We start from the raw sequence: 14,777 nt of genomic DNA, 5'->3' as shown, positions 1-14,777 counted from the left end.
GCTCGCGCGGAACGGACGTGCTCGGCGGCGGGTGGGGGTGGGCCGGTGGTGGGTGGGGGTGGGCGGCGGCGGGTGGGGTGGGCCGGCGGCGGGTGGGGGTGGGCCGGCGGGCGGTGGGGGCGTTCGGCGGGCGGGGTGCGGCGCCCTGGGTGACCCTGGTGCCATGCGATTCGGGTACACGCTGATGACGGAGCAGAGCGGGCCGCGGGACCTGGTGCGGCACGCGGTCGACGCCGAGCGGGTCGGGTTCGACTTCGAGGTCTCGAGCGACCACTACTTCCCCTGGCTCGACAGCCAGGGCCACGCGCCGTACGCCTGGACGGTGCTCGGGGCCGTCGCGCAGGCGACCAGCCGGGTCGAGCTGATGACCTACGTGACCTGCCCGACGATCCGGTACCACCCCGCCGTCGTCGCCCAGAAGGCCGCGACGCTCGGCGTGCTCAGCGAGGGCCGCTTCCTGCTCAACCTGGGCGCGGGCGAGAACCTCAACGAGCACGTCGTCGGGGAGCGGTGGCCCGCGGTCGGCGAACGCCACGACATGCTCGAGGAGGCCGTCGAGATCATCCGGCTGCTCCTCGACGGCGAACGGCTCACCTTCGACGGCGAGCACTTCCGGGTGGACCAGGCGGTGCTGTGGGACCGGCCCGAGACGCCGGTCGAGATCGGCGTCGCCGTCTCGGGGGCCGTGTCCGTCGAGCGGTTCGCGCCGCTCGCCGACCACCTCGTGACCACGGAGCCGGAGGCGAAGGTCCTGCGGCGGTGGGACGAGGTGCGCGAGGAGCACGGCGCGGGCGCGTCCCGGAAGATCGGCCAGATCCCGATCTCGTGGGACCCCGACGTCGAGGCAGCGACGGCGCGCGCGCACGACCAGTTCCGGTGGTTCGGCGGCGGCTGGAAGGTCAACGCCGACCTGCCGACGACGGAGGCGTTCGAGGGCGCGTCGCAGTTCGTGCGCCCGGAGGACGTCGCGGCGTCCATCCCGTGCGGCCCGGACCTCGACGCGATCGTCGAGGCCGCGTCGGCGTTCTGGGAGGCCGGCTTCACCGACCTCGCCCTGGTCCAGGTGGGCGAGGAGAAGCAGGACGAGTTCCTCGAGCAGGCGGCCGGTCCGCTGCTGGACAAGCTGCGCAGCGCCGCTGGGTAGAGTCACGCCTCGGAGCCGCGAGCGGGTACGAGGAGGCGACGGTCATCGACAGCCGACGCACGACCATCTCGCAGATCGCCGCCGAGGCGGGCGTCTCGGTCCCGACGGTCTCGAAGGTGCTCAACGGCCGCGCCGACGTCGCGAGCCAGACGCGGGCCCGCGTCGAGCAGGTCATCAAGGAGCACGGCTACCAGCGCCGCCGGTCGACGACGCCGCACGGTCCCCGCCTGCTCGACCTGGTCTTCCACGAGCTCGGCGGCCCCTGGGCGCTCGAGATCATCCAGGGCGTCGAGCGCGTCGCGCGCGAGACCGGCGTCGAGGTGGTCCTGTCCGAGTGCGGCGGCCACCGCACGCCCCGTCAGGAGTGGCTCGACAGCGTGCTGGCGCGCCGCCCCGTCGGCGTCATCCTCGTGTTCTCCGACCTCGACCACGACCAGCGCGCCCAGCTCGAGGCGCGCGCGATCCCGTTCGTCGTCCTCGACCCCGTGGGCGAGGAGCAGGGCGGCGTTCCGTCGATCGGCTCCGCGAACTGGACGGGCGGGCTCGTGGCGACCCGCCACCTCATCGGCCTGGGCCACCGGCGCATCGCCGTCGTCGGCGGCCCCACGGAGACCCTGGCGAGCCGCGCGCGCATCGCCGGCTACCGGGACGCGCTCGTGACCGGCGGGCTCGCCGTCGACGAGGAGCTCATCCGCAACGGCGACTTCTACGTGCACGGCGGGTACGAGCAGGGCCGCGCCCTGCTGAGCCTTCCCGACCGGCCGACGGCGGTCTTCGCCGGCAGCGACCTGCAGGCGCTGGGCGTGCTGCGCGCCGCCCGCGACCTCGGCCTGGACGTGCCGCGCGACGTCTCGGTGGTGGGGTACGACGACCTGCCCGTCGCGAGCTGGATCGCGCCGTCGCTGACGACGGTCCACCAGCCGCTCGTCGAGATGGCCGACGCCGCGACCCGGCTCGTCCTCGAGCTGGCGAACGGGGCGAACCCTCGCACCACCCGGATGGACCTCGACGTCCACCTCGTGGTCCGTGAGAGCACCGCGCCGCCCGCCACGCCCGCGCCGTAGAGTGCCACCTGATGGAGCACGCATGAACCGCGCCGTCGGTGCCCCCCGCCCCGCGGGCCTGCCCGAGCGCTTCGCCCGGCCCGGGCCCACCGTCTCGTTCGAGCTGTACCCACCGCGCAGCGAGGCGTCCGCGGGGACCCTGCGGACGACGATCGAGCACCTCGCCGCCGCCCGGCCCGACTTCCTGTCGGTCACCTACGGCGCGTCCGGCTCGTCGCGCGACAGCTCGCGCGACGTCGTCCGGCACGTCCTGGAGAGCACCGACGTGCCCGTGGTCGCGCACCTCACCTGCCTGGGCAGCCCGCCCGGGGAGGTGCGCGAGGTCGCCCAGCAGCTGGTCGCCCTGGGCGTGCGCGACTTCCTGGCGCTGCGCGGCGACCCGCCCGCCGGCGTCGAGGGCTGGACGCCCGACCCGCACGGCCTCACGCGGGCGAGCCAGCTGGTCGAGCTGCTCCGCACGGTCGAGCTGGAGCTGCACGGTGACGACCGGCTCAGCATCGCCGTCGCGGGCAACCCCACCGCGCTGCTGACGTCCGAGGCCGCGTCGTGCGGCGACCTCGTGGCGCTGCGTGCGAAGCAGGACGCGGGCGCCGACTATGCGATCACCCAGGTGTTCTTCGAGGTCGAGCACTACCTCGCCTACGTCGATGCCGCCCGCGCGGCCGGCGTGAGCCTGCCGCTGCTGCCCGGCGTCGTGCCCCTGACGGACCCCCGGCGCCTGCGCCGGCTCGAGGAGGTCAGCGGCGTGACCGTGCCCGCCCGCGTCCTCGCGGCGCTCGAGGCCGAGCAGGACCCCGAGGCGCGCACCGCCATCGGGCGCGCGCTGGGCGCCGAGCTCGCGCGCGGCGTCCTCGACGCCGGGGCGCCCGGGCTGCACCTGTACACGTTCAACCAGCACCGGGCCGCGCTCGACCTGCTGGCCGACGTCGGCCTGCGGACGCCCGGCGAGACGGGGACGACCCTCGCCCCGGCCGGGCTGGTCCCGTGACGGCGCGCGAACCGTCCGCCGCGGACCTGCGGCGCTGGCGGGGCCACCTGGCCGACGAGCGTGCCGAGGCCGCCGTCTACCGCGAGCTCGCGGCGCGGCGGACGGGCGAGGAGCGTGAGATCCTGCTGGCGCTCGCGGAGGCCGAGGGGCGGCACGCGGCCCACTGGGAGGAGCTGCTCGGCGCCCAGGTCGGGCCCCCGCGCCGGGGCGACGTGCGGTTCCGGGTCCTCGCCTGGCTCGCGCGCCGGTTCGGCTCGGTCTTCGTCCTCGCGCTCGCGCAGCGCGCCGAGGCGCGCGCGACCTACGAGCGCGACCTGGACGCCACCCCGACCATGGCGGCGGACGAGCGGATCCACGCGGAGGTGGTCCGGTCGCTCGCCGCGCGCGGTCGCAACCGCCTCTCGGGCACCTTCCGCGCGGCCGTCTTCGGCGCCAACGACGGACTGGTGTCGAACCTCGCCCTCGTCATCGGCGTCGCCGCCGCGGGCACGAGCCAGGCGACCATCCTCGTCACCGGACTCGCCGGCCTGCTCGCCGGTGCGCTGTCGATGGGTGCGGGGGAGTACATCTCGGTCCGCTCCCAGCGCGAGCTGCTCGCGGCCTCGACCCCGAGCGCCGAGGCGGGCCGCGCGCTGCCCCACCTCGACGTGGACGCCAACGAGCTGGCCCTCGTCTACCGCGCGCGGGGCATGACGCCCGAGCAGGCTCAGCAGCGTGCCGACGACGTGCTCGCCGACATCGCCCTCGTCGGGCCCGCCAGCACCGAGTTCCACGCCGACCACCCGGCGACGGACCACCGCGAGGTCGTCGGCTCGGACGTCGGCGCGGCCCTGTCGAGCTTCGGGTTCTTCGCGTCGGGCGCCGCCGTGCCCGTCATCCCCTACCTCCTCGGGCTCGAGGGCACGACGGCGCTGGTCGCCGCGATGGTCGCGGTGGGCGTCGCCCTGCTCGGGACGGGTGCCGTCGTCGGCCTCATCTCCGGCGGGCCGCCCGTCCGGCGCGCGCTGCGCCAGCTCGCGATCGGGGCGGGCGCCGCGGCGGTGACGTACGCGCTCGGCGCGGCGTTCGGGACGACCGTCGGCTGAGGCCCGGCGACGCCCGTCCTCCTCGACCCCCAGGCCGCCCGCTCGCTAGCGTGTGACCCTCGTCGCCGAGGAGGCACCATGGGTCCGGACCCGCACGTGGCCGACACGCACGACCTCATCCGCGTCGAGGGGGCGCGCACCAACAACCTGCGCGACGTGAGCCTGGAGATCCCCAAGCGGCGCCTCACGGTCTTCACGGGCGTCTCCGGCTCGGGCAAGAGCTCGCTCGTGTTCGGCACCATCGCGGCGGAGTCGCAGCGCCTCATCAACGAGACGTACAGCGCCTTCGTGCAGGGGTTCATGCCCTCGCTGGCGCGGCCCGAGGTCGACCTCATGGACGGCCTCACGACGGCGATCATCGTCGACCAGGAGCGGATGGGCGCGAACCCCCGCTCGACGGTCGGCACCGCCACGGACGCCAACGCGCTGCTGCGCATCCTGTTCAGCCGGCTCGGTGACCCGCACATCGGCTCGCCCAACGCATACTCGTTCAACGTGCCGTCCGTGCGGGGCAGCGGCGCGATCACCGTGGAGCGCGGGTCCGGGCAGCCGCGCGCGCAGAAGGCGACGTTCCACCAGCTCGGCGGCATGTGCCCGCGCTGCGAGGGCATGGGATCGGTCACGGACATCGACCTCACCGCCCTGTACGACGACGCCAAGTCGCTCAACGAGGGACCGTTCACGATCCCGGGCTACAGCGCGGACGGCTGGTACGGCCGCATCTTCGCCGGCAGCGGCCTGTTCGACCCGGACAAGCCGATCCGCGAGTACTCCCGGCGCGAGCTCGACGACCTGCTCCACAAGGAGCCGACCAAGATCAAGGTCGAGGGCATCAACCTCACCTACGAGGGCCTCATCCCCAAGATCCGCAAGTCCTTGCTCGCCAAGGACGTCGAGGCGATGCAGCCGCACATCCGCGCCTTCGTCGAGCGCGCCGTGACCTTCACGACGTGCCCGGACTGCGACGGCACCCGGCTGAGCCCCGAGGCGCGGTCCTCACGCATCCGCGGCAAGAACATCGCCGACCTGTGCGCGATGCAGATCAGCGACCTCGCCCAGTGGGTGCGCGACCTCGACGAGCCCTCGGTCGCCCCGCTGCTCGCGGGCCTGCAGCACCTGTTCGACGCGTTCGCCGAGATCGGCCTCGGCTACCTCTCGCTCGACCGCCCCGCCGGCACGCTCTCCGGCGGCGAGGCGCAGCGCACCAAGATGATCCGCCACCTCGGCTCGTCCCTCACGGACGTCACCTACGTCTTCGACGAGCCGACGGCGGGCCTGCACCCGCACGACATCGAGCGCATGAACGCGCTCCTGCTCCAGCTGCGCGACAAGGGCAACACCGTGCTGGTGGTCGAGCACAAGCCCGAGACGATCGCGATCGCCGACCGCGTCGTCGACCTGGGGCCCGGCGCCGGCTCGGCCGGCGGGACCATCTGCTACGAGGGCACGCTCGAGGGACTGCGGGCGAGCGGCACGCTGACGGGACGTCACCTGGACGACCGTGCCTCGCTCAAGGCGCAGGTGCGCACGCCGACGGGCGCGATCGAGATCCGCGGCGCGACGACCCACAACCTCAAGGGCGTCGACGTCGACGTCCCGCTCGGCGTGCTGTGCGTCGTCACGGGCGTCGCGGGCTCGGGCAAGAGCTCGCTCGTCCACGGCTCGATGCCACCGGGCGCCGGGGTGGTGTCGGTCGACCAGACCCCCATCAAGGGCTCGCGCCGCAGCAACCCGGCGACCTACACGGGCCTGCTGGAGCCGATCCGCAAGGCCTTCGCCAAGGCGAACGGCGTCAAGCCCGCGCTCTTCAGCGCGAACTCCGAGGGCGCCTGCCCGGTGTGCAACGGCGCGGGCGTCATCTACACGGACCTCGGCATGATGGCCGGCGTCGCGGCGACCTGCGAGGAGTGCGAGGGCAGGCGGTTCCAGGCGGCCGTCCTGGAGTACCGCCTCGGCGGGCGCAACATCAGCGAGGTCCTCGCCATGTCCGTGCGCGAGGCCGAGGCCTTCTTCGCGGAGGGCGACGCGCGCACGCCGGCCGCGCACGCGGTCCTGCGGCGCCTGGACGACGTCGGCCTGGGCTACGTCACGCTCGGCCAGCCGCTCACGACGCTCTCCGGTGGCGAGCGCCAGCGCCTCAAGCTCGCGACGCGCATGGCGGAGCAGGGCGGCGTCTACGTCCTGGACGAGCCGACCAGCGGGCTGCACCTCGCCGACGTCGAGCAACTCCTCGCCCTGCTCGACCGCCTGGTCGACGCGGGTACCTCCGTCGTCGTCATCGAGCACCACCAGGCGGTCATGGCGCACGCCGACTGGATCGTCGACGTCGGCCCGGGCGCCGGGCACGACGGGGGCCGGGTGGTCTTCGAGGGCACGCCGGCCGACCTCGTGGCCGCCCGGTCCACGCTCACCGGTCAGCACCTCGCCGCGTACGTCGGGGCCTGAGGCCCCGGTCCCTCAGTCCGTCGCGCTCGCCGCGGTCCGGGCCACGTAGCGGGCCTCGCCCCGGCGCAGGGTGCCGCTCGCGGCGAGCACGGCGACCACGGCCAGGCCACCGGAGACCACGACCACGAGGAACCCGGCGTGGCTGCCGGCGGCGTCGATCCGGGCGCCGGCGATCGACGAGCCGAAGGAGACGCCGACGCCCAGGGCGGTCCCGACCCAGGTCAGGCCCTCGGTGAGCTGACCGCGCGGGACCAGCTGCTGGACCAGGGCGTTGCCGTTGATGATGGTCGGCGCGATCGTCAGGCCGACGACGAACATCACCGCGGCGAGGACCGCGAGGTTCGTCACGAAGAAGAACAGGGTCACGCCCACCGCCAGGGCGACCATGCCGATCGCGAACCGGCGCCACAGCGGGCTGGTCCAGTGCCGTGCGCCGTAGCCGAGCCCCGCGAGCAGCGAGCCCGCCGCGAACACCGCGAGGATGAGGCCGGCCGCGCCCTTGTTGCCCTGCTCCTCGGCGAAGGCGACCGTGGCGACGTCGGTGGCGCCGAAGATCGCGCCCATGAACACGAACACCACGGCGAGCACCACCATGCCGCCCGAGCGCAGCACGAACGGGTGGTGCACGCCCTCCTCGCGCACGACGACCGGCGGCTCGGTGGCGCGCTGCGAGAAGAACCACGTGCCGCCGACCAGGACGGCGACCACGGGCACCACCAGCCCTGCGACGGGGCTGACCGACGTCGCCAGGACCGTGGCGAGCACGGGCCCGACGATGAACACCAGCTCGTCGAGGGCGGACTCGAGCGAGTACGCGGAGTGGATCTCGCGCGGGTCCTGGAGCAGGTGCGACCAGCGGGCCCGGACGAGCGCCCCGACCGAGCCGCCCGCGGCACCGGTGACCACGGCCGCGGCGTACAGGTACAGGGGCGAGGCCTCGAGGAGCGTCGGCACGATGAGGCCGACGATGCCGACCGCGGTGACCACGAGCGCCGGGCGCATGACGCGGGCCTGACCGAAGCGGTCGACGAGGCGCGAGAGCTGGGGCGAGCACAGGGCGTGCGTGATCACCTGGACCGCGGAGATCCGGCCCGCGAGGCCGTAGGACCCGTAGACCTCGGAGACCATGAGGACGATGCCGATCCCGACCATCGACATCGGGAGCCTGGCGATGGCGCCGGCCGCGGAGAACGCGGCGGCCCCGGGGCGCGCGAGGATCGCGCGGTACGGCTGGAGCATGACGTCATTCTCCCAGCCCGACGGACCGCGACGTTCACCCGGTCGACTCCGCGCGACCGCCACCCCGCCCGTGGGAAGATCCAGCCAGTCGCGCGCCCCGCCGGCCGCGACGATGCGTGCTCGGGGAGGGAGCGCCGTGTTCCGGCCTGCGTCGCGTCGCCTTCGCCCGGGACGCCGGCTGCTCGCCCCGGATGTCGCCTACGGCCCGCTGGGAGTCCTGACCATCGCGGCGGGCGTCTTCGGCCTCTCCTACCTCGCGGTCGTCCTCGCGCCGCCGGACAACGGCGTCGCCGCCTGGTGGCCCGCGGCCGGCCTCGCCACGATCGCCCTGATGTGGGCACCGCGGGACCGGCGGGCCGTCGTCGTGGCGTCCGTCGTCATCATGAGCGCGCTCGCGAACCTGGCGGTGGGGCGCCCGTGGCACGTGGCGCTGGGCTACGGCGCGAGCAACGCGCTCGAGAGCGCCGTCGTGGCCGCCCTGCTCACGCGCCGTGGCAGGCCGCGCCTGGCCACGCTCGACGACCTCTTCCGGCTGGTCGGCGCGACGGCGGCCGGCGTCCTCGTCATGGGCGTCGGGGCGGGGCTGACGCAGCTGCTCGCGGACGGCGCCGGGTTCCTCGTCACCGCCCGCACCGTGGTGGCGAGCCACGGGGCCGCCCTCCTGCTCACCCTGCCGCTCGGCATGCGCGCGCCGGGCGGCACCGGACGCGCCGGCCGGCTCGAGGCCGCGGCCCAGCTCGCCGCGGTCTGCGTGGCGATCGTCGTGATCTTCCGCCCCGGCCAGGGGCTGCCCGTCTCGTTCCTCACGATGCCCCTGCTCGTCTGGGGCGCCCTGCGCTTCGGCGTCAAGGTGGTCAGCGTCGAGCTCATCGTCGTCGCGCTGCTCGTCACCTCGTTCAGCCGCTTCGACGGCGGTCCGTTCGCCGCCGAGTTCGGGGCGACGAGCACCGCCACGGCGTCCCTGGTCCAGGCGTACCTGGTGTGCTGCGCCCTGGTGACGCTGCCGCTGGCCGTGTCGATCGCGCAGCGGCGCGCGGCGCTCGCACGCAGCGAGGCCAGCGAGCGGCTGTTCCGCCAGGGCTTCCGCGACTCGCTCGTGGGCATGGCGATGCTCCGCCTGTGCGACGGCGCCCACGGCCCCGGCGAGGGGGCGCACGCCGAGGGTGGGCTCGACGTCGTGCAGCTCAACGACGTCGCCGCGCGCATGCTCGCCGGCGACCCCGCGGCCCTGGTCGGGGCGCCGTGGACGGCCCTGCTCGCCGAGCCCGACCGGCACGAGCTCGCGGCACGCGTGCGGGAGATGCTGGCCGGGACCAGCGAGGGCTGGCACGGTGAGGTCGCCGTCGCGACGCCCGCGGGGGACCTGTGGGTCGACGTCGCGCTGTCGCCGCTGGCGGCCAGCGCGGGCGAGAACCTGTTCGTCGCGCAGATGGTCGACGTCACAGCCCGCCGCGCGGCCGAGGAGCGGCTCACCGCCCAGGCGCAGCGCGACAGCCTGACCGGGCTGGCCAACCGCTCCCGGCTGCACGGCGAGATCGACGCGGCGGTCGCCGCCCTGCCGCCGGACGAGGCGGACGGCGGCCCGGGCGTCGCCGTGCTGTTCTGCGACCTGGACGACTTCAAGGACGTCAACGACTCGGCCGGGCACACGGAGGGCGACCGCGTGCTGGTCCGGGTGGCGGAGCGCCTGCGCACCCTCCTGGGCCCGGACGACCTCGCGGCACGCCTCGGGGGCGACGAGTTCGTGGTGCTGCGGCGGTGCGCGCGCGACCGCGCCGACGTCGAGCAGCTCGCGTCGGCCGTGCTGGCGGGCCTCTCGGCACCGATCGTCGTGGGCGGTCACGGCTTCACGGTGGGCGTGAGCATCGGCATCGCCTGGGGCGGTCCCGGGGCGAGCGCCGACGACCTGCTGCGCGACGCCGACGCCGCCATGTACGCGGCGAAGGCGGGCGGCAAGCGCCGCGCGGTGACGTTCTCGGACGAGCACCGGGCGCGCGCCGTCCGCGCCGTGCGCGTCGAGGCGGAGCTGCGGCGTGCTCTCGAGCTGGGCCAGCTCGAGATGTACCTCCAGCCCGTCGTGGACCTGCGCGACGGCGCCACGGTCGCGGCCGAGGCGCTGGTGCGCTGGCGCCACCCGGAGCGCGGGCTGCTCGAACCGGGCGCGTGGCTCGACGTCGCCGAGGCCTGCGGGCTGATGCCCGAGCTCGGCGCGTGGATCCTGCGCCGCTCGTGCGAGCTCGCCGCCGCGTGGCCCCAGAGCGTCGCCGAGGTCACCCCCGCCGTCCACGTCAACGTCTCGGCCCGGCAGCTCGAGGTGCCGGGGTTCGTGGCCGACGTCCACCGCGTCCTGGCGGAGACCGGTCTGCCGCCCGCGCGGCTCGTGCTCGAGTTCACCGAGACCCAGCTCGACACGGTCAGCGAGGCGCTGCTCGCGGACCTCGCGACCCTGCGACGCGCGGGCATCGGGCTGGCCGCGGACGACTTCGGGACCGGCTACAGCCCGCTGACGCGGATCATCGAGCTGCCCATCTCGATGGTGAAGGTCGACCAGCGCTTCGTCGCCGGCATGCTCGACGACGTGCGCAGCCAGGCGATCGTCACGACCCTGGTGCGCCTGACCGACTCGCTCGGCCTCGCGCTGGTCGCCGAGGGCGTCGAGACCCAGGAGCAGGCGCAGGCGCTCCAGATGCTCGGGTGCACGGCCGGGCAGGGGTTCCTGTGGTCGCGACCGGTGCCCGCGGACGTCTTCCACGAGCGGCTGCGCGGCGCCGTCCTGCGCTGAGGCGCGCGCCCGACGCCGGGCGCCTCAGCCCGCGAGCGTCTGCGTCACCAGCTCCTGGGCCGCGGCCTGGACCTGCGTGAGGTGCTCCTGCGAGACGAACGACTCGGCGTAGACCTTGTAGACGTCCTCCGTGCCCGACGGACGCGCGGCGAACCAGGCGTTCGCCGTGGTGACCTTGAGGCCGCCGATCGGCGCGCCGTTGCCGGGCGCCTCGACCAGGCGCCCGGTGATCTCCTCGCCGGCGAGCGTCGAGGCCGTCACCTGCTCGGGCCGGAGCGACCCCAGCGCGGCCTTCTGCTCGCGCGTCGCGGGCGCGTCGACCCGCGCGTACCAGGACTGCCCGTGCCGCTCGACCAGCTCCGCGTGCAGCTGGGACGGCGAGCGCCCGGTGCGCGCCGTGATCTCGCCCGCGAGGAGCGCGAGGAGGATGCCGTCCTTGTCCGTGGTCCAGACCGTGCCGTCGTGCCGCAGGAACGACGCACCGGCGGACTCCTCGCCGCCGAAGCCGACCGAGCCGTCCAGCAGGCCGGGCACGAACCACTTGAACCCGACCGGGACCTCGAGCAGGCGCCGGCCGAGGTCGGCCGCGACCCGGTCGATCAGCGCCGAGGAGACGAGCGTCTTGCCGATGGCCGCATCCGGCGCCCAGCCGGGGCGCGCACCGCCGTAGAGGTAGCTGATCGCGACGGCCAGGTAGTGGTTGGGGTTCATCAGGCCGCCGTCGGGCGTGACGATGCCGTGCCGGTCGGCGTCGGCGTCGTTGCCCGTGGCGACGTCGAACGCCGTCGTGCCGTCGGCGGCCGGCCGCATGCCCTCGACGAGCGAGGCCATCGCCGACGGGGAGGAGCAGTCCATCCGGATCTTGCCGTCCCAGTCGAGCGTCATGAACGCCCACCGGGGGTCGACCGCGGGGTTGACCACGGTGAGGTCGAGCCCGTGGCGCTCGGCGATCTCGCCCCAGTACTCGACCGCGGCGCCGCCCAGCGGGTCGGCGCCGATGCGCACGCCGCTCGCGCGGATCAGGTCGATGTCGAGCACGTTGGGCAGGTCCGCGACGTACGCGGACATGAAGTCGTGCTTGCGCGTGGTCGGGGCCGCCAGCGCCTGCTCGAGGCTGACGCGGCGCGCGCCGGCCAGGCCCGAGCGCAGCAGCTCGTTGGCGCGGTCGGCGATCCACCCGGTGGCGTCCGACCCCGCCGGTCCGCCGTGCGGCGGGTTGTACTTGAAGCCGCCGTCGCGCGGCGGGTTGTGCGACGGCGTGACGACGATGCCGTCGGCCAGGCCCGTGCCTCCCGTGGCGCCGGCGCCCGCGGCGCCGCCCACGGTCCGCACGCCCTGGGCCGTGCCGGCGCCGTTGTGCAGCAGGATCGCGTGCGAGACGGCGGGCGTCGGCGTGAAGCCGTTGCGCGCGTCGACGTGCACCTCGACGTCGGCGGCGGCGAGCACCTCGAGCGCCGTCTGCCACGCCGGGAGGGACAGGGCGTGCGTGTCGCGCCCGAGGAAGAGCGGGCCGTCGGTGCCCTGGCTGCGCCGGTACTCCACGATCGCCGTCGTGATGGCGATGATGTGCGCCTCGTTGAAGGCCGCGTCCAGGCTCGAGCCGCGGTGGCCGGACGTGCCGAACACGACCTGCTGGGCCGGGTCGTGCACGTCGGGGATCAGGTCGTAGTACGCGCCGACGACGGCGTCGGTGTCGATGAGGTCCTCGGGCAGGGCGGGCGTTCCGGCGCGGGGGTGCATGGCCCGATCCTCGCACCGAGCGCACGCTCGGCGCACGGGGTGCGCGCGAGCGGCCGGTAGGCTCGTGCGCCATGGCCAGGAGAGCGACCGTCGAGTTCGTGCTGCGTCCCTTCGAGGGGCTTCCCGGGGAGCCGGACTGGGTGGCGATGCGCGAGGTGGTGCCCGCCGCCACCGCCACCGCCCGGACCACGAAGGAGTACGGCGCCCGCGACGTCGTCGTGACGACGGTCCTGCCGATGGCCTGGCCCGCGCTGCACCGCGGCGACGGCACGATCATGATCGCGCTGCAGCAGCACGCCGGCTCGGGGGACGCGTCGCGCGACCTCGCCGACCTGCTCCTGCGCGCGCTCGAGCTGCCCGCCGGCACGCCGATCACGTCCGCCCCCCTGCCCGAGCCCGGGCCGCGCCTCCAGGACGTCCTCGACCTCTCGGTCCCGTTCGAGGTCACCGTGCACGACGGCTTCGACTACTGGACCTCGGCCGACGCCGAGCTCACCCCCGACGTCCTCGCCTCGCTCGAGCGCATGAACGAGACGGTGGTCCCCACCCGGCGCCTCACCTCCGTCGACGCGGCCTACTGGGCGCGCATGGGGGACCGGGAGTACCTGCGGTGGGCGATGCCGCACGACGAGCAGGACTTCCTCGACGCGCTCGCACGCCTGCACGCGCAGCGCCGCTCGGGCCTGGGCGACGACGGCTCCCTCGGCAAGTTCATCGGCGCCTTCCGCTCCTGCGGCATCCTCGTGCCCGTCTGGGATCTTGCCCCCGGCACGGAGGCCGAGGAGGTCGAGGAGCCGGCCGAGCGCCTGGGCGAGCGCCTGGCCGAGGCGCTCGCCGTCACGGGGCCCCTGGACGCGAACGAGCGCCGCGCGCGCGCCGGGCTCGTGGCGCGCCAGCTGACGCTGCGCTGACGGGCCCGGCAGGCTGACGCGGCTGACGCACGGCGTGCGTCGGCGTGCGCACGCCGTTCCTCCCTGCGAGGATGACCGGCGCTTGACCCGGCACTGGGTCGGCGATGGGTCGGCGATGACGCGCGCCCGGATATCTCGTTAGGGTGGTGCCCGTGCCAGCCAGACGTCGCGGCGACCAGGCGTCGACCGCCCCCAAGCAGCGGGTCGCGGTCGTGATCCCCGCGAAGGACGAGTCGCGCCGCATCGCCGCGACCGTCCGAGCCGCGCGAGCCATCCCGCACGTCGACCTCGTCCTGGTGGTCGACGACGGCAGCGAGGACGCGACCCAGCACGTCGCGCGCGAGGCCGGCGCCGTCGTCGTCAGGCACTCCCACAACCGGGGCAAGGCCGCGGCCATGGAGACGGGCGCCGCCGTCGTCGCGATGCGCGACACGGACGACCGGCCGGCGCGCCTCCTGCTGTTCCTCGACGGCGACCTGGGCGAGTCGGCGGTCAACGCCGCACCGCTCGTGCCGCCCGTGCTCGAGGGTGCGGCCGACGTCGCGATCGCGCTGCTGCCGCCGCAGCCGGGTGCGGGCGGCCGGGGGATCGTCGTCGGCCTCGCGCGCCGCTCGATCCAGGCGATGACCGGGTGGACGCCCACGCAGCCGCTGTCGGGGATGCGCTGCCTGACCCGTGAGGCCTTCGAGGCCGCGACGCCGCTCGCGCGGGGCTGGGGTGTCGAGACCGGCATGACGATCGACCTGCTCTCGAAGGGCTTCGTCGCCGTCGAGGTGCCCTGCGACCTGCGCCACCGCGCCTCCGGCACGGACCTGCGCGGGCAGATGCACCGCGCGGCCCAGTACCGGGACGTGCTGCTGGCCGTGAACGCGCGCCGGGTCCGCGGGGTCGCACGCAAGGTGGCCCGCCGCCGCTGACGTCGCGTCAGCCGGGCCCGGGGGAGTCCGCGGTGGCGTGCTCGTCGTCGAGGTGGGCGCCGCGCAGGCGGCTCGCCGCCATCGCGCCTGCGGTGAGGAGGACGACGCCGGCGGCGACCAGCAGCGCGGTCGGGTAGCCGGCCGCGTCGCCGAGCAGCCCGCCGAGCGGCGCCGCCACGACGATCGCGGCGCGGTTGATCGACCGCATGGTGGTGTTCATCCGGCCCTGCAGCCGGTCCGGGGTCACCGTCTGGCGGTAGGCCATCTCGTTGGGGTTCTCCGCCCCCATGCACACGCCCAGCAGCAGCTGACCCGCGGCGAAGACGGCCCAGGCCGCCCCGCCGCCCCACGCGCCGCCGTCCCCCGACGCGGGCAGCGCCGCGGGCGCGAGCGCCATCACCGCCCACGCCAGGCCCGTGCCGGCCCGGAGGGCGACGAGGAGCCGACCCACGCCGAGGCGGC

General features: G+C 75.0%; 11 protein-coding genes. 8 read left to right on the top strand and 3 right to left on the bottom strand.

Going from position 1 to position 14,777, the window contains the following annotated elements; all coding sequences use genetic code 11:
- The first annotated feature begins 163 nt into the window (after window positions 1–163).
- The 5 genes from IDM29_RS03035 (at window position 164) to IDM29_RS03015 (ending at window position 6,726) form a co-directional block, all read left to right on the top strand.
- Complete coding sequence (locus IDM29_RS03035; RefSeq protein ID WP_188037193.1) at window positions 164–1,144, top strand: TIGR03557 family F420-dependent LLM class oxidoreductase; 981 nt, start codon at window positions 164–166, stop codon at window positions 1,142–1,144.
- Window positions 1,145–1,188: 44 nt separating this feature from the next.
- On the top strand, window positions 1,189–2,208 hold the full coding sequence (locus tag IDM29_RS03030) for a LacI family DNA-binding transcriptional regulator (protein WP_182113973.1): 1,020 nt from the start codon (window positions 1,189–1,191) through the stop codon (window positions 2,206–2,208).
- A gap of 22 nt (window positions 2,209–2,230) precedes the next feature.
- Window positions 2,231–3,196: a methylenetetrahydrofolate reductase gene (locus IDM29_RS03025; protein ID WP_188037192.1), complete on the top strand. Its 966-nt coding sequence runs from the start codon at window positions 2,231–2,233 to the stop codon at window positions 3,194–3,196.
- On the top strand, window positions 3,193–4,281 hold the full coding sequence (locus tag IDM29_RS03020) for a VIT1/CCC1 family protein (RefSeq protein ID WP_182112739.1): 1,089 nt from the start codon (window positions 3,193–3,195) through the stop codon (window positions 4,279–4,281). The genes IDM29_RS03025 and IDM29_RS03020 overlap by 4 nt, the downstream gene beginning before the upstream one ends.
- A 78-nt stretch (window positions 4,282–4,359) precedes the next feature.
- On the top strand, window positions 4,360–6,726 hold the full coding sequence (locus IDM29_RS03015) for an excinuclease ABC subunit UvrA (RefSeq protein ID WP_188037191.1): 2,367 nt from the start codon (window positions 4,360–4,362) through the stop codon (window positions 6,724–6,726).
- A gap of 12 nt (window positions 6,727–6,738) precedes the next feature.
- Here the strand turns inward: IDM29_RS03015 and IDM29_RS03010 are convergent, their stop codons facing one another.
- Window positions 6,739–7,965: an MFS transporter gene (locus tag IDM29_RS03010; protein ID WP_182112741.1), complete on the bottom strand. Its 1,227-nt coding sequence runs from the start codon at window positions 7,963–7,965 to the stop codon at window positions 6,739–6,741.
- 136 nt (window positions 7,966–8,101) lie between these two features.
- Between IDM29_RS03010 and IDM29_RS03005 the strand changes: the two genes are divergently transcribed.
- On the top strand, window positions 8,102–10,747 hold the full coding sequence (locus IDM29_RS03005) for an EAL domain-containing protein (protein WP_188037190.1): 2,646 nt from the start codon (window positions 8,102–8,104) through the stop codon (window positions 10,745–10,747).
- 24 nt (window positions 10,748–10,771) lie between these two features.
- Here the strand turns inward: IDM29_RS03005 and pgm are convergent, their stop codons facing one another.
- Window positions 10,772–12,487, bottom strand: coding sequence for a phosphoglucomutase (alpha-D-glucose-1,6-bisphosphate-dependent) (gene pgm, locus IDM29_RS03000; RefSeq protein ID WP_188037189.1), 1,716 nt, complete (start codon window positions 12,485–12,487; stop codon window positions 10,772–10,774).
- 71 nt (window positions 12,488–12,558) lie between these two features.
- On the opposite strand from pgm, the gene IDM29_RS02995 reads away from it, so the two are divergent.
- Together IDM29_RS02995 and IDM29_RS02990 are read left to right on the top strand one after the other, a co-directional pair.
- Window positions 12,559–13,398: a DUF5926 family protein gene (locus tag IDM29_RS02995; protein ID WP_188037188.1), complete on the top strand. Its 840-nt coding sequence runs from the start codon at window positions 12,559–12,561 to the stop codon at window positions 13,396–13,398.
- A gap of 152 nt (window positions 13,399–13,550) precedes the next feature.
- Window positions 13,551–14,315, top strand: a complete 765-nt coding sequence (locus IDM29_RS02990) for a glycosyltransferase (protein WP_255491714.1) — start codon at window positions 13,551–13,553, stop codon at window positions 14,313–14,315.
- Window positions 14,316–14,322: 7 nt separating this feature from the next.
- Here IDM29_RS02990 and IDM29_RS02985 read toward each other — a convergent pair.
- On the bottom strand, window positions 14,323–14,777 hold a 455-nt coding region (locus tag IDM29_RS02985), incomplete at its 5' end, for an MFS transporter (RefSeq protein WP_188037187.1).

The organism is Actinotalea sp. JY-7885 (assembly GCF_014525465.1).
Taxonomy (GTDB): domain Bacteria; phylum Actinomycetota; class Actinomycetes; order Actinomycetales; family Cellulomonadaceae; genus Actinotalea.
The sequence above is the reverse complement of the archived record's forward strand: the minus strand, read 5'-3'. Positions and strand labels throughout refer to the sequence as shown.